This is a genomic window from Stenotrophomonas sp. SORGH_AS_0321, assembly GCF_031453215.1.
Classification (GTDB): domain Bacteria; phylum Pseudomonadota; class Gammaproteobacteria; order Xanthomonadales; family Xanthomonadaceae; genus Stenotrophomonas; species Stenotrophomonas chelatiphaga.
The window spans coordinates 2,335,625-2,356,897 of the sequence record NZ_JAVIZG010000001.1 but is presented as its reverse complement, the minus strand read 5'-3'; the positions used below and the strand labels follow the sequence as shown (position 1 = coordinate 2,356,897).

At 59.2% G+C, this 21,273-nt stretch carries 21 protein-coding genes and 1 tRNA gene; 8 read left to right on the top strand and 14 right to left on the bottom strand.

Annotated features, from left to right (window positions below; all coding sequences use genetic code 11):
- Nucleotides 1-4: 4 nt before the first annotated feature.
- The 4 genes from QE373_RS10365 to QE373_RS10350 form a co-directional block, all read right to left on the bottom strand.
- The gene (locus QE373_RS10365; RefSeq protein WP_309686128.1) at nucleotides 5-694 is read right to left on the bottom strand and encodes a YjbF family lipoprotein; all 690 of its coding nucleotides are present in this window, start codon (nucleotides 692-694) and stop codon (nucleotides 5-7) included.
- A 1-nt stretch (nucleotide 695) separates the two neighbouring features.
- Nucleotides 696-1,805 (bottom strand): polysaccharide biosynthesis/export family protein, encoded by a 1,110-nt coding sequence (locus tag QE373_RS10360; RefSeq protein WP_309686125.1) that lies wholly within the window; start codon nucleotides 1,803-1,805, stop codon nucleotides 696-698.
- 82 nt (nucleotides 1,806-1,887) lie between these two features.
- On the bottom strand, nucleotides 1,888-2,235 hold the full coding sequence (locus QE373_RS10355) for a hypothetical protein (RefSeq protein ID WP_309686122.1): 348 nt from the start codon (nucleotides 2,233-2,235) through the stop codon (nucleotides 1,888-1,890).
- A 94-nt stretch (nucleotides 2,236-2,329) separates the two neighbouring features.
- Entirely contained in the window at nucleotides 2,330-2,962 is a 633-nt protein-coding gene (locus tag QE373_RS10350; RefSeq protein WP_309686120.1) for a phosphatase PAP2 family protein, read from the bottom strand.
- Between the two features lie 125 nt (nucleotides 2,963-3,087).
- Between QE373_RS10350 and QE373_RS10345 the strand changes: the two genes are divergently transcribed.
- Nucleotides 3,088-3,164 (top strand) — tRNA-Arg (locus tag QE373_RS10345).
- A gap of 308 nt (nucleotides 3,165-3,472) precedes the next feature.
- Here the strand turns inward: QE373_RS10345 and QE373_RS10340 are convergent.
- The 3 genes from QE373_RS10340 to QE373_RS10330 form a co-directional block, all read right to left on the bottom strand.
- Complete coding sequence (locus QE373_RS10340; RefSeq protein ID WP_309686116.1) at nucleotides 3,473-4,651, bottom strand: alginate lyase family protein; 1,179 nt, start codon at nucleotides 4,649-4,651, stop codon at nucleotides 3,473-3,475.
- A 233-nt stretch (nucleotides 4,652-4,884) separates the two neighbouring features.
- Nucleotides 4,885-5,424: a glycosyltransferase gene (locus QE373_RS10335; RefSeq protein WP_309686114.1), complete on the bottom strand. Its 540-nt coding sequence runs from the start codon at nucleotides 5,422-5,424 to the stop codon at nucleotides 4,885-4,887.
- Between the two features lie 390 nt (nucleotides 5,425-5,814).
- Complete coding sequence (locus QE373_RS10330) at nucleotides 5,815-6,879, bottom strand: glycosyltransferase (protein WP_309686111.1); 1,065 nt, start codon at nucleotides 6,877-6,879, stop codon at nucleotides 5,815-5,817.
- A 200-nt stretch (nucleotides 6,880-7,079) separates the two neighbouring features.
- On the opposite strand from QE373_RS10330, the gene QE373_RS10325 reads away from it, so the two are divergent.
- The gene (locus tag QE373_RS10325) at nucleotides 7,080-7,277 is read left to right on the top strand and encodes a hypothetical protein (protein ID WP_309686108.1); all 198 of its coding nucleotides are present in this window, start codon (nucleotides 7,080-7,082) and stop codon (nucleotides 7,275-7,277) included.
- 90 nt (nucleotides 7,278-7,367) lie between these two features.
- Here QE373_RS10325 and QE373_RS10320 read toward each other — a convergent pair whose 3' ends face one another.
- On the bottom strand, nucleotides 7,368-8,714 hold the full coding sequence (locus QE373_RS10320) for a hypothetical protein (protein WP_309686105.1): 1,347 nt from the start codon (nucleotides 8,712-8,714) through the stop codon (nucleotides 7,368-7,370).
- Nucleotides 8,698-10,098, bottom strand: a complete 1,401-nt coding sequence (locus QE373_RS10315; RefSeq protein WP_309686102.1) for an oligosaccharide flippase family protein — start codon at nucleotides 10,096-10,098, stop codon at nucleotides 8,698-8,700. Before QE373_RS10315 ends, QE373_RS10320 begins: the two co-directional genes overlap by 17 nt.
- A 296-nt stretch (nucleotides 10,099-10,394) precedes the next feature.
- On the opposite strand from QE373_RS10315, the gene QE373_RS10310 reads away from it, so the two are divergent.
- Nucleotides 10,395-12,620: a polysaccharide biosynthesis tyrosine autokinase gene (locus tag QE373_RS10310; RefSeq protein WP_309686098.1), complete on the top strand. Its 2,226-nt coding sequence runs from the start codon at nucleotides 10,395-10,397 to the stop codon at nucleotides 12,618-12,620.
- A 1,169-nt stretch (nucleotides 12,621-13,789) separates the two neighbouring features.
- On the opposite strand, the gene QE373_RS10305 is transcribed toward QE373_RS10310, so the two are convergent.
- Complete coding sequence (locus QE373_RS10305; RefSeq protein ID WP_309686097.1) at nucleotides 13,790-14,437, bottom strand: hypothetical protein; 648 nt, start codon at nucleotides 14,435-14,437, stop codon at nucleotides 13,790-13,792.
- Between the two features lie 170 nt (nucleotides 14,438-14,607).
- On the opposite strand from QE373_RS10305, the gene QE373_RS10300 reads away from it, so the two are divergent.
- Both QE373_RS10300 and QE373_RS10295 read left to right on the top strand, forming a co-directional pair.
- Complete coding sequence (locus QE373_RS10300; protein WP_309686095.1) at nucleotides 14,608-15,204, top strand: hypothetical protein; 597 nt, start codon at nucleotides 14,608-14,610, stop codon at nucleotides 15,202-15,204.
- Complete coding sequence (locus QE373_RS10295) at nucleotides 15,189-15,392, top strand: hypothetical protein (protein ID WP_309686092.1); 204 nt, start codon at nucleotides 15,189-15,191, stop codon at nucleotides 15,390-15,392. The genes QE373_RS10300 and QE373_RS10295 overlap by 16 nt, the downstream gene beginning before the upstream one ends.
- Nucleotides 15,393-15,427: 35 nt before the next feature.
- Here the strand turns inward: QE373_RS10295 and QE373_RS10290 are convergent, their stop codons facing one another.
- Entirely contained in the window at nucleotides 15,428-15,664 is a 237-nt protein-coding gene (locus tag QE373_RS10290) for a DUF1272 domain-containing protein (protein WP_309686088.1), read from the bottom strand.
- A 139-nt stretch (nucleotides 15,665-15,803) separates the two neighbouring features.
- Between QE373_RS10290 and QE373_RS10285 the strand changes: the two genes are divergently transcribed.
- Nucleotides 15,804-16,832, top strand: coding sequence for a TraB/GumN family protein (locus QE373_RS10285; RefSeq protein WP_309686085.1), 1,029 nt, complete (start codon nucleotides 15,804-15,806; stop codon nucleotides 16,830-16,832).
- 26 nt (nucleotides 16,833-16,858) lie between these two features.
- Here the strand turns inward: QE373_RS10285 and QE373_RS10280 are convergent, their stop codons facing one another.
- Nucleotides 16,859-18,082 (bottom strand): GAF domain-containing sensor histidine kinase, encoded by a 1,224-nt coding sequence (locus QE373_RS10280; RefSeq protein ID WP_309686082.1) that lies wholly within the window; start codon nucleotides 18,080-18,082, stop codon nucleotides 16,859-16,861.
- A 565-nt stretch (nucleotides 18,083-18,647) separates the two neighbouring features.
- Between QE373_RS10280 and QE373_RS10275 the strand changes: the two genes are divergently transcribed.
- Nucleotides 18,648-18,827, top strand: coding sequence for a hypothetical protein (locus QE373_RS10275; RefSeq protein ID WP_309686079.1), 180 nt, complete (start codon nucleotides 18,648-18,650; stop codon nucleotides 18,825-18,827).
- Nucleotides 18,828-18,954: 127 nt separating this feature from the next.
- On the top strand, nucleotides 18,955-19,641 hold the full coding sequence (locus QE373_RS10270; RefSeq protein WP_309686076.1) for an outer membrane beta-barrel protein: 687 nt from the start codon (nucleotides 18,955-18,957) through the stop codon (nucleotides 19,639-19,641).
- An 87-nt stretch (nucleotides 19,642-19,728) separates the two neighbouring features.
- Here the strand turns inward: QE373_RS10270 and QE373_RS10265 are convergent, their stop codons facing one another.
- Both QE373_RS10265 and QE373_RS10260 read right to left on the bottom strand, forming a co-directional pair.
- Nucleotides 19,729-20,085, bottom strand: a complete 357-nt coding sequence (locus QE373_RS10265) for a response regulator (RefSeq protein WP_123700699.1) — start codon at nucleotides 20,083-20,085, stop codon at nucleotides 19,729-19,731.
- Nucleotides 20,078-21,184 carry an ATP-binding protein gene (locus tag QE373_RS10260; protein ID WP_309686072.1) on the bottom strand — a complete coding sequence of 369 codons (1,107 nt, stop codon included), beginning with the start codon at nucleotides 21,182-21,184 and terminating at the stop codon, nucleotides 20,078-20,080. Before QE373_RS10260 ends, QE373_RS10265 begins: the two co-directional genes overlap by 8 nt.
- Between the last annotated feature and the right edge of the window lie 89 nt (nucleotides 21,185-21,273).

The window sequence follows — 21,273 nt, the reverse complement described above, 5'->3', positions numbered from 1 at the left end:
TCGTTCAATCCTGCGCCGGGCGATAGGGTTTGAGCTGGGTCAGTTCAACCGCGTAGCCTGGTGCCAAGTGCTGGCGGCTCTTCCAGATGAAGCCGGTCGTTGCATCGGCCCAATACAGGTTGGTGGCGTCGATTCCGCTGCCCTTCAAGCGTTCCTCGAAGCGCACAAGCTGCATGGGCCTGCCAAGGATTTCAACCTTGTCGGTGCCATGGCGCGTAAGCGTGCCGCTGACCGGCACCGACACCGCATACGGCGGAGTGGCGTCGTACTGCCGCTGCACCTGCACTGCCGTGGTGACTCCGGCGAGGTGATCGAAAGGCGAGTCGCCGAGGATCCGCATGCTGAATTGCCGGCCGTTACCGGAGGTGCCGGTCACCAGCCCGTCGCGGTCAAGCTGGAACACCGCTTGCTTCCCTGCGTACCACGACTGTTGCCCGTCATCGACGTAGCCCAGCACCATCACCGCGCTCATGTCCGGTGCGCGCAGCTGGATCTGCGGATAGCGATTGGCCGCTACCTGGGCAGGTGTGGCTTCTACCTGCCGATTGAACAGCAACCGGAACGAGTCGCTGGTGGAGCGACTGGCGGACGTGCAGGCGGCCAGACCCAACACCAGCAGCGACGCGATCGCGCGCAGTCCCAGGCTGCGCCAGCCGACCAGAGAGGCAGCGCGGGATACCTCAGCGTGCGCCATGTCAGTTGTTTCCGATCTCGCTTTCCGTACGCGCTGCGTTGTACAGGATGCTGGTGAACGGCAGCAGCTGGTTGACGAAGCGGTTCCAGCGCGTCACGCCCGCGGCACCGACGAAGACGACGTCACCGGGCTGCAGCATGAACTGGCTGGCGACAGCGAAGGCGGTCGGCGAACGCGCTTCGAGCTGGTAGACCATCGACGGCTCGGCAAGCAGGTCATGGGAGCCGCGGATTACGTACACGGAGTTGCCGCTCGCGGTGGCCTGGGTGATGCCGCGGGCGCGACCCAGTGCCTGGTTGAGCGACACATCGCCGGTACGGAAGCTGTAGGCGCCCGGCAGGTTCACTTCACCTACGACGAAGATTTCCTTGCGGTCCAGGTAAGGAACGAAGATCGAATCGCCGTCTTTCAGGTAGAGCTGACGCCCGCCGTACTGGTTGGCCAACGTCTCCAGGTTGATCGTATAGGTCACGCCGGCGCGGCTGAGCCGCACGCCGGATAGGTCCGCCTGGCTGGCGTTCAAGCCGCCCTGGCTGATCGCATCGGACAGCGTCAATGGCGAGGTGCCCAGCGACAGCGGCGTCGAGCGCTCGGCTGCACCGGTGATCCAGACGCGCTGGCTGCCATAGGTCAGTACCGATACGTCAACCTGCGGCGATTCGATGTACTTGGCAAGCCGCTGGGTGATTTCTTCCCGCAGCTGCACCGGCGTCCTGCCCTGGGCAGTGATCTTGCCGATGTACGGGTAGAACATCGAGCCATCACTCTGCACCAGGCGACCCGCCAGATTGCCCTGCTGCTGTGAGCCGGCGGGCACCGTCAACTCGGGGTGGTCCCAGACGGTCACGTACAGGACATCACCAATGCCGACTTGGTATTCCTGTGGCTGGTAGTCGAAAAGCTCTGCCGGCAGCACCTGCTCGGCCTGCGTTGCACGGTCCATCGCAATCAACTTAGGCGTGATCGTGACCATCTCCAAGCGACCATCGTCGCTTTGCTGCGAGCGCGAAACATCGCCCTGCCGCAGATGCTGGCCGGGCGCGAGCAGGCAGCCGGGAAGGGTGACGGACGCCAGGACGGCGACAGCAAGGCAGGAGAGCTTGGTCTTCATGGATCGATGTAGTTTCCAGCAGGCAAAAAAAACCCTCGCCAAGCATTGCCCGGCGAGGGCTGGGATTCAAGCGGGCTAGATATCAGCCGCCGGTGCCACCGGTACCGCCGGTGCCGCCAGTACCACCGGTACCGCCCGTGCCGCCGGTGCCACCACCGCCGTCGCCGCCACCGCCGCCGCCGCCGCCGCCTGCATCGTTTTCACCGCTGGAGCTGTCGCCGCCAACGCTGTAAAGAACGGCGGCTGTCGCCACTGTGGCAACTACGGTACCTGCGATGGCGACAGTGGAGTAGCCAGCTGCCACCTCCGCGCCGGCTACTTCTGCGCTGGTGGCTGCGCCTCCGGTCGAGGCCTGCTCAACCTGTGCATCCTGGGCCAGGACGGGGGAAGACAGGCCAACGAGGGCCAGTACTGCAAAGATCTTCTTCATAAAACGGGGTCTCCTACTCCGTCTGGGGGGATTTGAACGCCCCTATGGTCGCGGTAATGAGCTCTAGGTGTCAAGGCGATTACGTCATAAAGGCCTAATCCGTCAGCACCTTAGCTTCCACTGTGACGGACTTCTCATGTAGCGTGCTTCGCGCATGCGGGTCTTCTGCCCCGGACAGCGCCGTGGCGAGACGGACCACGGCCTCATGTGTTGTTGCCTCAGGAAACGCCAGCGGTATAAAGGCGCCGGCGACGAGCGCCGTGGCGAGCCATCCGGGCCGCGCCGGGGAGCTCGCGTCCAGCCTCCGTAATGTCCATACCGCGCCACTTGCGCCGAGCAGCCAGCCGCTCACGATCTCCGACCACGAATGCGCTTGCAACGGAAGCCGCGAATAGGCAATGACCGCTGCCAGCATCAGTCCGGCCGCTGCGCTCCAGTGCGATCGCCGTGTGCTCAGCCCCACTGCAAGCAGCACCGGCCAGATCAACGCGGACAGGGTGGCGTGACCGCTGAACCCGGTGAAATCGAGCCGCGCCAAGCCGATGCCCCATCCCAGAAAGGCGAGTTTGGAGCCAAGCACCAGCGTTCCGATGACGCAAAGCGAGGCAATACATCGCAGCGACCAGCGACTGCGCTGGCAGGCACCGAAGGCAATCAGGACCATTGCGGCTGGCAGCAGCGAGCGGCTGTCGCCGAGCATCGAAAGCGGCTGCCATATATAGGGCATGCGGTTGCGGCGCCACGCGGGGGAGGGTTCGCCAGCATACGAGGTGGATAGCCTGTGCAGCTGACCGCGAGGCGTCCCAGCTAGTCGGGCAGGCCGCCACCCTGTATCCTTCACACTCTCGATCTGGCCCCGTAGCTCAGCTGGATAGAGCGTCCCCCTCCTAAGGGGAAGGTCGCCCGTTCGAATCGGGCCGGGGTCACCATCAATTTTCAAGCAGGGTAGGTGGCCATATGTGTCTCCTTCAAACCCACATTGATTCAGAGATCCTAAAGCCGGAATCGCGTTCCCCGAATGTGAGCCGATCGAGCATTACTTGGCAAGGATCTTTCTTCATATAGCTCGCAGTTCTGGCGACGGCTTGCTGTTACTGTTGAACAAGGCACGCGCGGAGTCGATCAAAGCGAGGCCATCAGCTGATCTTCTGGCGCGGGCTAATCTGTGTACCACTCAACGCAGACAGCACGTCTCCTCATGAATCCTTACTGGCGTGGGAGGTCTTTCTCAGGCCACTCAATTTTCTGAGTCATCGGCGACTATAGGTATCCCATGTGTAAGCGTCTCCCAGAGCATGTGCAACGTGCCTCGACTGGGTCGATTATGCGATAACCACTTCGCTGTCTGAGGCATCGAAACTCCCAGCACCCCTGCGTAGTACGCATAGCTGATCTCGAGGGTTCCAGATAACCTAGCAGACAGCTTTCCGCCGCAAAGCCATTCGGGGGGCTGCTTTCGATTTAGTACGGTCGAATGAAATTCCATGGCGGCAACGAGGCGGTACGCGGAGTCTTGGAATAGAGTCCCTCCTTGGATTCTATCTGTCTCGGCGGCATTTGAAATTGCTGATAGTCCCATCGCGGTGTGCGTAAGGTCTCGGCAGGTCTCTTGAGTTACACCGGGCGCTAGGAGCGACTGGCCATGCCAGTGCGTGTTGAGATTTTTATTACACTCTGGGTCTGGCAGCGGCCCTTTGCCATCACCAGGGGCATATATGTATGCAGGCACTCTCTCCCGCCACTCACGGACTGCGCTGTCGTAAAGATCTCTACGGTCAGTGAAAACCGCAATATTCATCTTCGCTTCCACGCGACTTGCATACCAGTTGCCGTTAAGGCAATTTCCCATTTTTTGGATGTCAGGGAGATACTGCTGGAGCAAATACGATTTAAAGTTCTGAACGTCTGAAGCTGGCCACAAGTCGCTCGTATGAGCAATGATCTCTGCCGCTCGTGTCCACATTTGTGCCGCCCAAGCCGCTTGGAGCGGCGCGTTGCTTAGTGCATGGCCTTGTGACAAAGTTGAAGACCATGCGTTCATTATCTCTGCTGCCTTGCGGGCATGCCGCTCGTCCTTTAGATACACCCAGAGTAAAGCATGAGAGTAAGCTGCCTGAGCGTCAGAAATTTCGGCGCTACATCCGATATCCGGTTTGGAGTACGGGCCGCATTCTACTCGGGAAACAGGGCTGGCCTCGTAACCAAGAGATGCACGGCGATCATCTCGAAGTAGCGTAAGGGCTGCAACCTTGAACTTATCGCCGTGTTCGATCGAATTACGACCTGACTCCATTGTGGCCCCGTCGATCAGAACGCCAGGGTGCACAAAGTGCGGTGGCGCACTCTGTGCATTCAACTCTTGGCTGCTGAGCATCAAAGATGCTGTTAGGGTGACACTCAGCTGAATACGCTTCATAACGAAGAATAGGGGGGGCATTAATATCCCATTACGAAGGTCGCGGGGCGCGCTCTTTTTAATTCGATAGCCCAGAACGGAGTAGGAATGAGCTTTTGCGTACATAGTTCATGATTTCAGAAAAGCATGAAGAATAGGGGGGGCATTAATATCCCATTACGAAGGTCGCGGGGCGCGCTCTTTTTAATTCGATAGCCCAGAACGGAGTAGGAATGAGCTTTTGCGTACATAGTTCATGATTTCAGAAAAGCATGTACCGCGTCCAGGAGCTCTTGCCTGGCGGGCGACTCAATGAGTGAATCGCGGGTCGCGCTGTTGAGTGCATCGCTCATAGCCTTCTCGAATTCTTCGGAGTCGCCAAAGCAGGGGAAGATTCCTGGGATTTCTTTGAATTCGGTAAGGGTGTCTAGCTGGTGATCGTTAACGTGTTCGCCCAGAGCGTGCCTTCTTGGCAATACAACCGTGGGGATGCCTGCTTCAAGTGCGCGAATTATGTTTCCCATTCCGGCGTGGGTCACAAATAGGTCAGATTCCGATATCTTGATTGAGAAGGTTTCAGGATCAATGAAGGGTTTATTGGCGAAAGGTAAGTGCGTTGCTTCGTGGTCAGCGGTCTGTGCAAAAATTCTACAATTAGAATGGTGTAGCGCCCATTCCGAAAGTAAACCAGATAACCGGGGGAAAGGCGCTTGTGTTCCGGCTGAAGAAAAAATAACTTTCAAATCACTCTGCCTCGGTACTTGGGGTTTGAAGTTTGCGCTAACGCCGGCCATTGAGTCCATACTTCGTTAGCCAAGTAGAGGGCCATCCGTCCCGAGACCGAGAGACGTCGAGTATTGGCTATGCTGTCGATCCAGAGCGTTTTTGCTCCCAGAAGGCGTGCGAATGCTATGCCAATCAGGCCGGGTGCTGCCCCGGTAGAAATTACGTGAGTGGGGCGGGTCTTTAATACTGATTTAACGACAACCGGAATGCCTCTCAGGGTGGCAGGAAGTGACTGCCTATTGAAGTCCGGCAAGGAGATCGTCTCAGTATAAAAACCCTTATGAAGCTGTGAGCGTCCCGTAGTTGCAAGCATTACTATTCCGTGCTCCGACAGTCCTGGAGCTAGACGCTCCATCTGTACCAGATGCCCACCCCCTGAACAAATAAGTAAAATTCTCCTATTCATGAATTGCTCTTACAAGTTCTTGTGCCTGCTGCTCCCAGCGAAGGTTCTTCGCCAGCAAGCCAGCACGTGACGCTGCTTCGTAGGATTCTCTATTTGAAATGGCATCCCGTACGCCGGCAGCGATTGACTCTGGATCAAGAGTGCGTACGAAACGGGCGCCATTAAAAAGTGAGCGCAGAGTAGGGGTGTCGGAAAGCACCATCGCTTTCCCAAGGCTGATTGCCTCATTGGCCACGCTTAGCTGGACGTTTTCTCTTGTCGTAAGACCAAGCACGGCAGCTACGCCGGACAAGAGGCTGTCAAACTTTTTCAGTGGCAGGAATCCGGTCAGCGTCACATTTGGCGGCGCCTCGGCAAGTTCGTCGGGGCTTATTTTCCCGTCGTGCCGCCCAGTAATAATGAAGCGAACTGATGGCGCCTTGCGAGCTGCTTCGAATACAACCTGTAGCGGCTCATCCTCGTCGAATGAGCAAGGAAACAGCACCGCATCAGACAGTTCTTCATGCTTGTCGTCATCGCGAGAGTCATTGGAGTTCTCAAGCGCCTTGTCCTCCAGAACAAACAGGTTGCTTTGGGTACCTAGCGCTTCCTCGAACTCTCGCCTGACGCTCTCATTGTGCACGACGACTGCGTCCATGCGCGGTATCAAGCGCGAGATGCCTGGAACGGCAAGCCATTTGCGCCGCAGGAAGCTATTGTGAATATCAATAACAACTCGAGCGTTTTTACCTTGTGCAATTTTGTATATATACGCTAAATGTAGCAGAAAGCTTGGTGGAGCCTGGACCCACAGGGTGCTGGGACGGATTCGAGCAAGGATGATGCAAGTCCTGATTATGCGGATAGAATAATCGAGAGGTAAGAGGAGGGGGCTCTTGAGGATCTTAGGTAAATAGATAATCTTGTAGCCCCAGTACTGATCCATCGTCTCGCCTCGGCGCTGATAGCCGACCCAAGCGACCATTAATTTTCTACTGTTCATATGGCGAAATGCACCGGGAAGTTGGCGGTGTATGAAATTTCCCTCGATCTCTCGCTGATGATTGTGGCCGGACATCCCGCGACGATCATGTATTCGGGGACTGATTTAGTGACAATGCTCCCCGGGTACACTACGGCGCCGCGTCCAATAGTGACTCCTGGCATAATTCTTGCGCCTGGAAAGATCCATGCGTAATCTTCTATCGTGACACTGCGGGACACGGTGCGCGCGAGAGGGTCGTTTAGGTCGTGCCCCATCGTGTAGATTCGAACGTCGTGAGAGATATTTACGTTAGATCCAATCGTTACGGGGGCTCGGTTGTCTATGAAGCACCAGCGATTTACCGTGGAATTGTTGCCGATACTGCACTTGCCGATGTCAAAAAAACGGACGTAACCGTGAATAGTGGTCCGGCGCCCAATGCTGCCCATAAAGACGGAGAAAAGAAGTCTTCGAGCTGGGAAGAAAAATGAGGCGGTGATCGAAATGCAGAGTAGCTCGACAGCAAGCTTCTTGATGGTTAATCGAATATGCATAATTGGCTCACTAAGCAGCTTTATTTGTCAGTTGCACACTTCATTTGATGATTTCGCTTTCCTTTTCTGCTTGAAAAGGAAGAATGTTAAGGTCATCGCAATGATATACATGGGCTTAAATATCCCTCGGTTCATCAACTCAAGCATGTAGATGAAGAATACTGACAGAGCTGCCAATGTCCTCGGGTCATGAGATGCAGCGTGACGTCTGACCAAGTAGGAAAAGATCGCGCCTGTTATCAAGAAGAATACTATGACGCCCCACATTCCGTAGCCGATCATGAGCCCGCCTAGGATTGATGGAGTAAGTGACGAATCTTCGCGTCCATTCACGACGACGCCGAGCACTCTTCCTGACGTCATCGAGTATCCTGGCAACATTGTCAGAAAATCCGAGAAAAAGAACCAAGAGCGCTGAACGTAGTCGGTCAGTGAGTCCAGCCTTTCTATGGATGCTTCCGCGACACCCATGCCCTCGCGTGAGGCTAAGTGCAACGGTACATAAGGAAGTGTGAACTCAGGTAGGACTACCGAGTACTCCCTGATCATAGCCTCCCAGTCAAGAGTTCGCCCGGTTGAATTATTAGTTCGAACTAGGTAGGAAATGCCGAATAGGAACATTACCACCGGAACCAGCAGCGCAAAAGGCGTACGGTACTGCAATAGTCGGCTTCCGGCTGGAATGGCGATGAGGGTTGGAAGGAGAAGCCCTAAAACTAAGAGGATAGGCTGATTGCGATAGCCCAGTGAAAGTAAGATTAGGAATGTCATCGCCGGCAGAGTCGCCATCTTCCATCGAAAACGTCCATGCACGGATAGCTCATAGCAGAATTTGGCAATCACCGCCGGAATGGCTAGTTCAACTAGATAGGAGATCTTAGCTGATATTCCGAAGCGGGCTTCGGGGTTGAATAGAACTAGTCCGTGGTTTGCGATGATCCATCCGGCACACAGTGCCGAGATAAGGATGATCAGGCTGGCGAATGAGCTTCGAAGCTGCACCGTTACATCTTTGTCTTTTTTGTAACTGACGGCGCCTGAGATAGACCGGCCCAAAAGAAAGCTTGCTATTGCACAGGCAAGCACGCTCATCCACATCAGCTCGTCGATGTATCCGCGATACGTTGTCAGCGGGAATATGCCAAAGCCGTAGTAGACGGTTAATATAAGAATGAAGCTGAGATCAGGCTTCTTGGCCAGTCTTGTGACGGATGGATAGAAAAAGTATGCGGCGAAGAAGACCGGAAGAAGTCCTACTGCAGATCCCACCAAGGAAGCGAGATCTTGATTTTCAGCGAGTAACAGCGCTGACAGCAGTGTCGCTCCGCCAGCGATTGCGGCTGATGCAATGACGTTATCACGCGTGGTGGCCATTGACATTGCCCTCCCGTTTCTTCAGGTAAATGGCGGTACCGTAGAGCAAGATGCAAAGAATCAGATCGCATGCGACCGATGTAAATGCTGCGCCTCGCCAGCCTAACGTTGGAATTAGTAAGACATTGAACCCGACATTGAGTGCTGCAATTGTAACTTGTATGCAGCTCCGAATTCCTTGATAGTCTGCGCCTGTCAAAGCATCGGCGATCAGGAAATGGAAAGCGCGAAGCAGAGGAATGATCGCTAGGTATTTGAGGACCGTAGCGGTCTCCTCGTAGCCGGCCCCGAGTATCATCGGGGCAAGGCTGGAACACAGGAAGACGCCTGCTGTTCCAGCCATTCCAAGCGCTAATGTAGATGGGAGATAACTATGGGCATAGCTCAACGATGGGCCTATTCCGCCCGATCCGGCCTTGAAGAACCCTGCATAAGTGACTGTCAAAAGCGCTCTGATTGGGGAAAACGCAACGTCAACAATCTTGTAGGCCGCAGCATAGTTGCCTGCGATAGCATCTGTGCTATAGCGCGGAAGGATAAGCTTGTCCGCGTCATTGTAAATGCCTTGCGAAGATATACCGATGGAGAACTTAAGCCCTTCGAAGACCTCTGAGAAGTGAGCTGCCCTGGTAACCTCGTATGATTTCAAAAATATCGCCTGGACTATAGCGCACGGCACTAGCGCGCTTGCAATGTACAGTACCAGCCAAGTATTTAGATTGTCGCCTGCCAAGAAATAGCCGAGGGCGGCGGCTATGATTCTAGATGTTGATGACAAAAGTGTAGCTGTGGCGACAAGCTGCATTTTGCCTTGCGACTGGAATGCCTGGGTTGTGATTTCTTGTATTTTTGTGAACACCAGCTCTGCGATTAATACTGCTACCCCGACCGTAGCCCACTGGTGGCCCGCGCTCTTGCCGATTAGAAATAGGTACAGAGGAGTCGCAATCAGGATGGTGGTCGATGTGAAGAACAATGCGTTGCCATAGTAGGCCGGGAGTCGCGTACTGTCCCTGGAGCAGTTCTTCACTATAAGCGCGCCGCTTCCCAGGCCTATAAACGGGGCCATGATTACTGCTAGTGCAATAGCTGATGCAAAGTGGGCGAACTGATTTGGTCCGACCGAGCGTGCAAAAGCGACAAAATACAATGCCTGCGCCAGGAGTCTGCCAAGGTTCGCAGCGACAATTAGTATCGTGTTCTTGGTTGTGCTTCCTTGGCGGCTCGCAACCTTCCTGAGTATTTTTCGCAGCATGGTCGTGTTCAGTCCATTTTTTCTCTCGCGCGATAGGTGGGTTGGTTCCGCTGCTGCGAAGACATGCCCTGCGCGAATCATTTGAATCAGTGTTGTTACGGGACGATGGCTGCGGTTGGTCGGCGGCATCGAGGCGCAGCTGGTAAAGCCTTTTATCATAGCAATAGAGCGCGCGGGGTGCACATGTTTGATGTTGGGGATTGCCTGCGTTGTGCTGAATTCTGAGGGTCAGTGCAGCGAGTGGCCGCTTCTTAACGCTTTTGCGGCCCCTGTCGCTGCGGTGATCGTGTAGACTTCCCGGGTCGCGCGGGCGTAAAGACGCGGTTGCGCGCTGCTTTAACGTCGCTCCCTTGTCCTTGGGTTCGGCTTCATTTGAAGGCTTCTCGGTTCATGACGACCGGTAATTTCAGGGTTTAATTAATCACATGACAAGTAGAACGGATTCGCGAGCTGTCGGCGAAAGTGAGCTCGACTTGCGCGAGCTCGCCGGCATCATGGTCGACCGCAAGTGGTGGTTATTGGGCACAACGATGCTGTTCATGCTCGGTGGGCTTGCGTATGCGTTGTTGGCTCCAAGGGTCTATCTCGCGCAAGCTATGGTGCAAGTGGAATCGAAGGTCCCTAGTATCCCCGGTTTAGCTGACCTTGCGTCTTTGGGAGGTAGTGGTAGTACTGCGTCTACCACTGAGGTCGCGCTCCTTACTTCGCGAACGTCTATTGGTGAAGCTGTCGACGCGTTGCACTGGGACGTTTCAATTACTCCTTATCGGTTGCCCGTGATTGGTGACTTTTATGCGCGAAATTTCAAACCCCAGTCAGACGATCGGCTTGCTCCCTCTAGGTTCGGGCTCTCCAGCTATGGTTGGGGTGGCGAAGATATCGTAGTTTCTGAGTTGGAAGTCGTTCCATCGATGGTTGATGCCACGATGATGCTTCAGGTCGGCGCTGGCGGGAAGGATTATGTCCTCTACGATGAAGATGGCAACGTTATTCTGAAGGGGGCGGCAGGTGCCGTTGCTCAGGGTAAGGGCGTTAAGATTTTTGTCGAATCTCTGGACGCGCGTCCGGGAATGCGTTTTGAGGTGGTTAAACGCAGGCGTCTGGATGTGCTGTCTGAATTGCAGCGGGATATTAATGTAGTAGAGGATGGTAAGGATTCTGGAATTCTGCAGGTTACCTATGAGAGCACTGACCCACTTCGTGCCGAGGCTTTGGTACAGAGGCTGGTCGAGGCCTACGTTCGGCAGAATGTGGAAAGAAGTTCCGCCGAAGCCGCTTCGCAGCTGAAGTTTGTGAAGGATCAGCTGCCCACGATCCGCCTGCAGGTTGAAAGAGCTCAGCTTGCGATGAGTGCGTATCAGTCGCGCGCAAATTCTGTCGACATCACGATGCAGACCAAGGGACTGTTGGAACAGGAAGTGGCGGTTGAGGCGAGCATCCAACAGTTGCGACTCAAGCAGGCCGAGATGGATCGGAGTTTTACCAGAGAGCATCCGGCTTATCGCGCACTTCTGACTCAGCTAGCTGGGTTGGAATCTCGAAAAGGTGGATTCCAACGAGAAGTGGGTCGTCTTCCTGAGACTCAGCAAGAGCTGCTGCGTCTTACTAGAGACCTTCAAGTAAGTAACGAACTTTACACAGCGTTGCTCAACCAGGCTCAACAGCTTGATGTCGCACGGGCAGGTGCGGTCGGTAATGTCCGCATTGTTGACGCTGCGGTTAGCGATGTGGCGAACCCGATCAAGCCGCGTCGAGGGCTAGTCGTGCTCATCGCAACCGTCCTGGGTGCATGTCTGGCTCTTGGCGTGGTTCTTGTTCAGCGTCTGCTAAATCCGGGGATCGAGGACCCTGCAGACATTGAGGCCTTGGGACTTCCCGTGTATGCGGCGATTCCGCTCAGCGTCTCCAACGCGTTGCCGAAGTTGCGCAAGGGTAAGCATGGAACGCGTGTCATTGCTGATGGGCGACAACATTTGTTGGCAGTCAATTCACCTGCAGACCCTACTGTAGAGGCGCTTCGGAGCTTGAGGACTAGCTTGCATTTCGCGATGTTGGAGGCCAAGAACAATATATTGACTATTTCTGGCCCTCGGCCCGGAGTCGGTAAAACGTTCGTTTCCACTAATCTTGCGGCAGTTATCGCTCTTGCTGGTCAACGAGTGCTCGTCATCGACGCCGATATGCGAAAGGGCACTCTTCATAAGATCCTTGGAGTTTCGCACCAGAAGGGTCTGTCTGATCTTTTGGCTGGGAAGCTGACCGCGGAAGAGGCCATTCGTCCAGTGTCAGGTCTTGACAACATGCATTATATGGTTCGTGGTGAAATCCCGCCTAATCCGGCGGAATTGCTCATGCATCCGCGTTTCGTAGAGTTGCTGGATTCCGTCGCTACCCAGTACGACTTAGTGATTGTTGATACGCCGCCTATTCTCGCCGTTACAGATGCTGCGCTCGTCGCGGCGCACGCGGGTTCCAGCTTGCTCGTTACTAGGTTTGGCGTGAACCAGCCTAAGGAAATTGAGTTGACCATGCAGCGGTTCGAGCAGAACGGAGTCCAGGTTAAGGGTGCTATCTTCAACGCGGTAGAAAAGCGGGCGACGGGCTATTACAGTTATGGGTATTACGAGTACAAGTCTGACGATAAGGGTTGAGCTGTATCGCAATTAGTGGTTAACGGGTCCCGGGAGTAATCTCGGGGCCCTTTTTTTGCATTGGTTTTCGAATATTATCTAAACAAACTCGGTCGAAGTTCGACTGAATCTTCCCGCGTGTTTTAGGATGCGACTCACATAAGTTTGGGGCTCACTGCTCAATTCATATTCAATTGTGCCGGGGCCGCAGGCCTGCCTGGGATGACGTGTCTGGAGCTGTTCCTCCTCGAAATGAATCAGGCACTCCCTTGGTAGTCCGAGCCGGCGTTGGCTGGACGGCAGTATCCGATTTCACCTGTGTGAGGCCAGCTCGCGTCCTGTCGGTACTCAAGTTGTTATCAATTGTCTACAGCGGTGGCGTGCACTGAGTGATAGGTCGATGGAAGAGGCGCATTGCGGCTCGCAGTGCTTCGCCGATTTACTGGCGTCAACAGCCTGTAGCGTATTCGCCACAATATTCTCAACGTCCGTTGATCACTGGGCATATACCCTATACGTCACTGCCTTCACCTTGCGGTTCGCGGCCCGAAACCCTTAAATCCACCACCCAGGAGTTGCATCTTGATCGCCAACAAGCGAGGCCAGTTGAAGGCGATAAAGAAAGCCGGGAATTAAAGGCTTCTAGCTGGAGGCGTCACGGATGACTTGCAACTCGACCTAAGTCCGGTTCGGTGGCCAAAGCCAGATAGGCCCGGCGGGACGTCCGCCGCGAGGCAGGTTCATAATAAATCCGACGCGCCAAACACTCCGCCAGGCTGATATTCAATTGGATTGCTCTTGTGCAGACTTTGGGCCGCTTCAGATCAAGAAGCGTCCAAAATCCGCGGTTTCCTCGTTGCTCTGGCTGTATCGATTCAATGGCGCTGTGGAGCTAGGACCGGCCGACTCGCCTCATACATCGCCGCTGCTGCCGCCTGCAACATGCGCGATGTAGTCGCGTCTGGTCGGCCGCAGAAGAGACTGATGGCAGATAAGGAACGGTGGCGCCGTGGGCGTTGGCTGGTTCGTGTCGGACGTGTACCCGATAGAGCATCAGGTGCTCCATCCGGTTTGCCGGCAGGGGCTTCTGATATTGCCAAGCGGAGCCTGCGCTACACAACCCCATGGTGGAGCTTTGCAGATTTACTTACTCTTCAATCGAACATGGACGGCAAGGAGCACCACCCATCTCACACCCCCGGCCCATGCACACTGACCAGCACATACACCACCACGCTGTTGGCGGCCGATCCGGCAATACAGATCACCGTCGCCGCCACCGCGCAGCGCCACAGCCGCAGCGCGGTCCGTTGCCGTAGCCAGGCAACCTGCGCAACCCAGAACCACCCCGCTGCGAGCAATGACAGCACCACGCCCGCCAGCACCGCTCCTTCCTGCCCCATCGAGATCAGGCTCAGGCCGATGGAGGCCAGCAGCGCGAATGGCGAAACCAGGTAGCACTGCTCGTAGAAGGGCAGCCGCAGCGTCTCCCGGTCCACCGGCCGGCGGGTGCGCAGCAGGTAGTAAAGCGATCCGGCCAATGCCCAGATCCCGAACGCGATGGTCCGGTACAGCAGCAGGTTCTGCTCCGAGGCCAGCACCACGGCCGCCAGCGAGCCGCCCAGATCCGGCGCGGAGGACCGGATCGCCATGTCAACGCCATGGGCGATCAGCACGCACAGGATCAACAGCAGCGGTGGACTGATCGCCGCACTGAAGCGGGTCTCGCTTTCCGAACGCAGCTGGCTTGCAGCGTATTCGGCCATCACCACCGGGGAGTGCAGGATGCGCAGCAGTGAACGCGGCAGCAGCGCGATCCAGCTCAGGGCTTCGAACACCAGTTCTTCAAGCGATTTCAGGATCTTCAGGAAATCCGTGCTGGGGTCCGCTGTCGGGCGGGACGGGCCCGTTGGCGCACATTACCACCGGCACTCTGTCGCACCCGTCATTCCCTGTGGCAATCTCCACTCAACGCGGCCAGCCCGGCCTGCCCATCCGGAGATCTGCAATGTCCATTGCCCATCGCAGTGCCTTGGCGGTCGCGATCATGCTGTCGGCGCTGTGCGCCTCGTCGCGCGTTTCTGCGCAGGACCCCGCACCCGGCCTGGGCGACCTGCAGGGCCTGGATGATCGCGATGCCGCCCGCACGCTGGGTGCCCGTGGCTATGCGCGGCAATCAGTTTCCGGTGAGTACGGCAACTGGTGGAACGAGCGCGACCAGCGCTGCGTGATGGTCCGCAGTGACCGTGGCCGCATCGCATCGGCGGTCACCACCCCCGCGCCGGACTGTGGCAAGCAGCCTGGCGGTAAGAAGGACGGGATGAGCGATGGCGCCAAGGTGGCCGTGGCCGCTGCCGCCATCCTCGGCATTGCCGCACTCGCGCACCAGGCGCACCATCACGACGATGGTGACCACGACGATGATGCACGCCACGAAGCCGACTACGAACGCGGCTACCGCGATGCCGTGCACGGTTACGATGCCGATGCAGATCAGGGTGCTTACAGCGATGGCTATGGCGCCGGCTGCGCGAGCGCTCCAGGCAGGTGCCGTGGCGCTCTGGCAACAGTGCGGGAGCATCCGCCGGCATGGACGACCTGCTAGGCGCACGTGCCGCGGGTGCGGACACGCAACTGCGGGCGCGCGGCTTTACTGATCGCGACGCACAGCAGCGCCATGGCCGCTCGGTGGTGACGTGGTGGAATGCGCAGACCCGCGAATGCCTGCACGTTGCGACCGGGGACGGCAGGATCGAGTCGATCCGCCGCGTCGACGCCGACAACTGCCGCTGACGCCGGCACGCCGCAGCGCCCGCGCGCGGCCTGGATCAGCCAGCCAGCGGTTTGAATACCCGCACCGGCGAGGCGGAGTTGCGTTCCAGCGCGGCGCCCTCGCGCGTCGGGCGCGGGCACAGCGTGCCGCCGCAGTTCGGGCAGCGTTCGCCCAGTCGTTCCTGCGCACAAGCGGTGCAGAAGGTGCACTCGAACGAGCAGATCCACGCGCCGGTCGACGCGGCGGGCAGGTCGGTGTCGCAGCATTCGCAGCCAGGACGCATCTGCAACATGGGGTGGGCCCCGAACAAGGATCGGGCGCCAGCGTAACGCCGGGCCGCCCGCGGTTCCAGCGCAGACCGGCGCCAACGAACGTTTTACACAGCACGCAGAGGCACTGGATACAGTGCGCGATCACTCAAGGGGTTGGCCATGCAGCACCGACATGACGGGCAATGGATCAGGTGCGGTTTCATCCTGGCGCTGCTGCTGTGCGCGCCGCTCTCTGTCGCCGCGCAGGCCGTCACCGCAGAAGGGCCCGTGGTGGACATGGCGGCCGTCCAGGTCACCGGCGAGCAGCCCGGTCCGGGCTTGTGGAAGGTGAGCAACGCGCAGGGCCATGTGTTGTGGCTGTTGGGTACGGTGGCACCGTTGCCGGCCGGCGTGACCTGGCGTTCGGACCCGGTGCAGCAGGTCATCGCCGCCTCCGACCACGTGCTGGGTCCGCCCGGCTGGACACCGGACGTCAAGCTCGGCCTGCTGCGCGGCCTCACCCTGCTGCCGCTGGCGATGAAGACCGCCAGGGATCCGCAGGGGCGCACCTTGCATCAGATCGTGGCACCGGACACCTACGCGCGATGGCTGGGCTTGAAGGCCACCTACCTGGGGCGCGATGGCGGGGTGGAAAAGAAGCGCCCGATGATCGCTTCGGGCGAGCTGTACATGGCCTTCCTCAAGCGCCAGGGGCTGCGCGACAGCGGGCAGGTCACCGAGGCCCTTGAACGTGCCTACAAAGCCAACAAGCTGGAGCCGGAAGAGGCGCGGGTGAAGCTGCCCATTGCCGATGCGCGCGGCGCCCTGAAGGAATTGCAGGGCAGCGAGGTGGACGACCGCGCCTGCTTCGAGCGCACCCTGGATACGGTGGAATTCCAGGCCCCGGTACTGCGCGAGCGTGCCAATGCCTGGGCTGCTGGAGATATCGGGGCCCTGCGCCGGCTGGCCGTGATGTCCATGGCGCGCACCTGCAGGGACGTAGTGCAGGATTCGGCGTTCGCGCGCAGCCGCGGCTGGAACGACCTGGGGCAGCAGGCGCGCACGCAGTGGCTGGGCCTGGCCGACAAGGCGCTGGCCCAGCACGCCAGCACGTTCTCCACGGTGCCGGTCAGCCTGCTGCTGGGACCGGAAGATTATCTGGGCGCGCTGCGCGCACGCGGCTACACCATCGAAGCGCCGCCGGAATGAGCTGCCTTTGCTGACGCCTGTACGGCTCAGCGCAATGGCATGCGCAGGGTAAAGGTGGTGCCGATGGCGTCTGCGGACTGCACCGTCAGCGCGCCGCCATGCGAAACGGCGATCTGCGAGGCGATGTAGAGTCCCAGGCCCAGGCCGGAATCCAGCCGCTGGTCGCCGGTGCGGTGGAAGGGCTCGAACAAGGTCTTCATCGACGCCTCGGCGATCACGCCCTCGTTGCGCACTTCCAGCACCAGCGCCGTGTCGTCGGCGTGGCCGCGCAGGGCGATCGGACTGCCCTTGCGGCCGTGGATGGCCGCGTTGATCAGCAGGTTGCTGACCAGTTGCGAGAGGCGGTCGGCATCGCAGGTCACCACCTCGGGAAGGGCCAGTTCAACGATCAACGGGCAACCGGGGTAGGGCGCCATTGCCTGCTCGGCGGCGTTGGCCAGCAAGGCAGACAGGTCTCGCCAGGGCCGCACGCGCAGGGCGATGCCCGAGCCGAGGCGGCCGCGCGCGAAATCCAGCGTCACATCGATCAGTTCCGCCATCCGGTCAGCGCTGTCGTCCAGGTGCCGCAGCAGACTCTGCTGCGCCTCGCTGGTGGCCGACAGGGACAGCAGGTCGGAGGTCACCCGGATCGCCTGCAGCGGGTTGCGCAGGTCGTGGGCCAGCACCGCGATGAACTCCTCGCGCTCCTTGCCTTCCTGGCGCAGCGCGCTGTTGAGCACTTCGGAGGCCTGCAGGCGGCTCTCAGAAGATGCGGCCCGATCCCGCTCGACGCTGTCGTGGTGGTCATCGGTGTCATGTGCTTCCGCCGCGCTGATCTGCTCGGCCACCACCGCACCCAGTGCGCGCATGGCGTGCAGGATTTCATCGGTGATCGGGCGCGGCTCCGGGTCCAGCGTGCACAGGGTGCCGAACACCCGCCCATCGGCCAGCACCACCGGCACCGAGATGTAGCTGCGGAAGCCGTGCATCGCCGGGATGGGACTGTCGCAGCGCTTCTGGTCCTGGCGGTAATCGCCGAACCAGATCGCCTCCTGGGTCGCGGTGACGTCGCGGCAGAAGGTGTTGATAAGGTCCAGCCGCAGGCCGGCGGAGATGCCGAGCCCGGCACGGTCCAGTGCGTGCACGGCGCGCCATTGCTGCTCACCGACTTCACCGATCAGTGCGACCCGCATGCCGCTGACGGCACAGGCGAGTTCCAGGCAGGAGTGGAACGAGGGCAGGGGGCCTTCCTTGGTGGATCTGTTCTGCATGGGTAGGTGCTTTTGTCTCGGCAACGTTGAGTCGATCACGGCGTGTGCGGGTCGATTGTGACATCGCCTTTCGTGCTCCGTCCCTGCGTGCTGGGCCTTACCCTTAATCATTCAGCGTTGCGCTGGTGGTTTGGTGAGTCGTTCAGGGGCTGAGGGATAGGCGTGCGAAGGGATTCCGGAAATGCGCACGTGTTTGCAGACCGGGGCGAGGACAGGGCGCTAGCGTGTCAGCTGCAGGCCCGATTTCTCCAGGCCGAGGATTACCCGTATGCACCTCCTGCTCGCGGTGTCGGAAGTCGCAATCGCCTTTGCCTGCGTCCTGGGTCTGGTGCATCTGGGCAGTCGTGCGCGGCAGCGGAGCAAGCGCAAAGGTAAGCGAAGTCCATTTTCAGATAAGTCTCATTGAGCTCCTGGCAGGGCGTCCTTAGCGTTGGCCCGGCAGCGGTCCGCTGCGTGGGTCACCGCTTGCGTCTTTCGACGTGCGTGGCGGCGATCTCCCGTCCTTCGGAGTGTCGTGAAATTGTCTGAACGTTCGAAAGGTCCCCGCGTAGCGCCGGGGCGTGCCGTGCCAAAAAACCGCTTCTTCTACGCCTACGCGAAGCTGCGTCACTGGCATGTCGGGATGATGTCGGCACTGTGCCCGGCCATCCGCTATGCGCTTACCGGCGACACCGGCAAGGTGCGTTCGCATGGGGGCTGGCGCAAATCGCGCCTGCGCATCCCCGGCCTGCGCGACACCGACTGAATCGTGATGGTTGCCTGCACTTAGCCGCGTCCTATGGGGTGCGTGCGTCGCATGCGCCAAGATCTCGCCGACAACTTGCCCGGCCACCTGCATCGCAGGTGCCGGCTTCCCCCACTACGAGAATCAAATGTCCAAGATCAAGCTTGCTTCCCTTTCGCTGCTCGCCCTGGCCAGCCTGCAATCAACCGCAGCGCTCGCCGACGACGGCAACTACTACGTCGCAGGTCGCGTTGTCGGTGCCGAGCACAAGGCGCGGGAAATGGCCGACAGCGCGCGTCCGGGCATCGGCGCGTTCGTGCCGGGCCAACAGAAAGACAAGTTCACCACCGGCTCGTTTGCCGCCGGCTACCAGTATGGCAACGGCTGGCGCGTGGAGGGTGAGTACACCCTGCCGAAGACCGATACCTTCACCAGCGGCTCGACCGTATTCCCGACCAGCAGCAACGTGCATTACATCGAGGCCCAGCGCCTGATGGCCAACGTGTACCGCGATTTCGCCATCACCGACCAGGTCGCGCTGTACGGTTCGGTCGGTCTGGGCATCACCCGCCTGAAGTCCGATGGCTGGCAGGGCACCGTGGCGCGCCAGTACAACGTGGGCCGCCAGGATAACCTGTCGTGGTCGCTCGGCGCCGGCGTTGCGTACTCGCCGATCGACAAGCTGACCCTGGACCTGGGCTATCGCTATGTCGACATGGGCCGCACCGAGAGTGGCTGGAATGCCTTCCCGAATGCACGCAGCCTGCAGGACGAGAAGATGAGCGCCAACCTGGTGTCGAGCGAAATCTATCTGGGCGGCCGTTACGCCTTCTGACGGCGCAGCGTGCCGGTTACCGGCGATGCTGCGTTCGGTGGCGGGCTGCACGCGCAGCCCGTCGCCGCGCTCGATCCTGGCGACCGATCAACGTGCGGTCAGCAGCTCGACCAGCTGCCGCAGCCGATACGGCTTGGGCAGGAATTCCACATGCCCCGGCAACGGCGGCAGCTGCGAGCGGGCATAACCTGACGACAGGATCATCCGGGCGCCCGGCTGGGTACGGGCGACATGTTCGCTGAGCTCGATCCCGGACATGCCGTTGGGCATGCTGACATCGCTGAACACCACGTCGTACTGACGCTCGCCGGCCATCATCGCCAGCGCCTCGTGGCCATCGGCGGTGGTATCGACGTTGATGCCCATGTCCTGCAGGGCCAGTCCGATCATGTCGCGCAGGTCTTCCTGGTCTTCGACCATGAGTACGCGGATGGAATCAGTCATTGGCGGGAACCTCCAGGGCAGGCAGCAGCAGGCTGACCGTCGTGCCACCACCTTCGGTGCTGGACACGTCGACGAAACCGCCGCATTGGGTGATGAAACCGAACACCTGGCTCAGGCCCAGACCGCTGCCCTTGCCGATGTCCTTGGTCGTGAAAAACGGCTCGCTGGCCCGCGCGGCGACGTCTGGCGCCATGCCGTGGCCTTCATCCTGAACGCGGATGGCGACGAAATTACGGTAGGTGGGCGTGTCGGCCTGCGGATCCAGGCGACGCTCGATGTCCCCGATGATACAGATACGACCGCCCTGCGGCATGGCATCGCAGGCATTGCCGACCAGGTTGGACAGCGCCGCCTCCAGCTGCCCCGGATCCAGCAGCACGTCGGGCAGGTCGCTGCGCAGCTGCAGGCTGAGCGAATGATGGGCCAGGCAGCGCTGCTGCAGCGCCGCCATCGCCGGCTGCAGCCAGTTCGCGGTGGTGACGCGTTCGCGCACCAGCGTCTGGCCGGCGCCGAAGGCCAGCAGCTGCCGGGTCAGCAGCGCGCCACGGTCGGCCGCGGCCTGCGCATTGCCGATCAGGCGTTCGGTGGTCTCATCGGCCGCACAGCGCAGCGCGATCAGGTCCAGCGCATTGTGGATGGTGGTCAGCAGGTTGTTGAACTCGTGTGCCAGCCCGCGGCTGAGCTGGCTGACTTTCTCGAACTGCTGGGTGCTGGCCAGCGCACGTTGCGCATCCCGCAGCAGCACCTGTGCCTGGTAGCTTTCGGTGATATCGCGGGTCACCTTGACGAAGCCGACCAGCTGCTCGGCCTCGAATACCGGCTCGATGACCACGCTGGCGCGGAAACGACTGCCGTCACTGCGCAGGCGCCAGCCTTCCCCGGCATAGCGGCCTTCGCTTATGGCGATCGACAGCGAGCGTTCGGGCTCGCCGGCATCGCGGTCGGCGGGGCAGTGGAAACGGCTGAAATGGGTGCCGATCACTTCTTCGGCGCTGTAGCCCTTGATCCGCTGCGCACCGGGATTCCAGGTGCACACCACGCCGTCCGGATCCATCAGGTACAGGGCATGGTCAGTGACGCTCTCGATGAGGAGCGTCAACTGTCGGGACGTATCTGTCTGGGCGGTGAGCTTGGAGACGGCGTTTACCACGGGACTGCGCTGAAACCCCTGAGGCCGGTGACGCTAGA

Bases quoted from the DNA above. Each gene is read 5' to 3' on its own strand.
- QE373_RS10365 (WP_309686128.1), bottom strand. From the start codon at position 694: ATGGCGCACGCTGAGGTATCCCGCGCTGCCTCTCTGGTCGGCTGGCGC.
- QE373_RS10360 (WP_309686125.1), bottom strand. From the start codon at position 1,805: ATGAAGACCAAGCTCTCCTGCCTTGCTGTCGCCGTCCTGGCGTCCGTC.
- QE373_RS10355 (WP_309686122.1), bottom strand. From the start codon at position 2,235: ATGAAGAAGATCTTTGCAGTACTGGCCCTCGTTGGCCTGTCTTCCCCC.
- QE373_RS10350 (WP_309686120.1), bottom strand. From the start codon at position 2,962: ATGCCCTATATATGGCAGCCGCTTTCGATGCTCGGCGACAGCCGCTCG.
- QE373_RS10340 (WP_309686116.1), bottom strand. From the start codon at position 4,651: ATGAAGCGTATTCAGCTGAGTGTCACCCTAACAGCATCTTTGATGCTC.
- QE373_RS10335 (WP_309686114.1), bottom strand. From the start codon at position 5,424: ATGGCCGGCGTTAGCGCAAACTTCAAACCCCAAGTACCGAGGCAGAGT.
- QE373_RS10330 (WP_309686111.1), bottom strand. From the start codon at position 6,879: ATGTCCGGCCACAATCATCAGCGAGAGATCGAGGGAAATTTCATACAC.
- QE373_RS10320 (WP_309686105.1), bottom strand. From the start codon at position 8,714: ATGGCCACCACGCGTGATAACGTCATTGCATCAGCCGCAATCGCTGGC.
- QE373_RS10315 (WP_309686102.1), bottom strand. From the start codon at position 10,098: ATGCCGCCGACCAACCGCAGCCATCGTCCCGTAACAACACTGATTCAA.
- QE373_RS10310 (WP_309686098.1), top strand. From the start codon at position 10,395: ATGACAAGTAGAACGGATTCGCGAGCTGTCGGCGAAAGTGAGCTCGAC.
- QE373_RS10300 (WP_309686095.1), top strand. From the start codon at position 14,608: ATGTCCATTGCCCATCGCAGTGCCTTGGCGGTCGCGATCATGCTGTCG.
- QE373_RS10295 (WP_309686092.1), top strand. From the start codon at position 15,189: ATGGACGACCTGCTAGGCGCACGTGCCGCGGGTGCGGACACGCAACTG.
- QE373_RS10290 (WP_309686088.1), bottom strand. From the start codon at position 15,664: ATGTTGCAGATGCGTCCTGGCTGCGAATGCTGCGACACCGACCTGCCC.
- QE373_RS10285 (WP_309686085.1), top strand. From the start codon at position 15,804: ATGCAGCACCGACATGACGGGCAATGGATCAGGTGCGGTTTCATCCTG.
- QE373_RS10280 (WP_309686082.1), bottom strand. From the start codon at position 18,082: ATGCAGAACAGATCCACCAAGGAAGGCCCCCTGCCCTCGTTCCACTCC.
- QE373_RS10270 (WP_309686076.1), top strand. From the start codon at position 18,955: ATGTCCAAGATCAAGCTTGCTTCCCTTTCGCTGCTCGCCCTGGCCAGC.
- QE373_RS10265 (WP_123700699.1), bottom strand. From the start codon at position 20,085: ATGACTGATTCCATCCGCGTACTCATGGTCGAAGACCAGGAAGACCTG.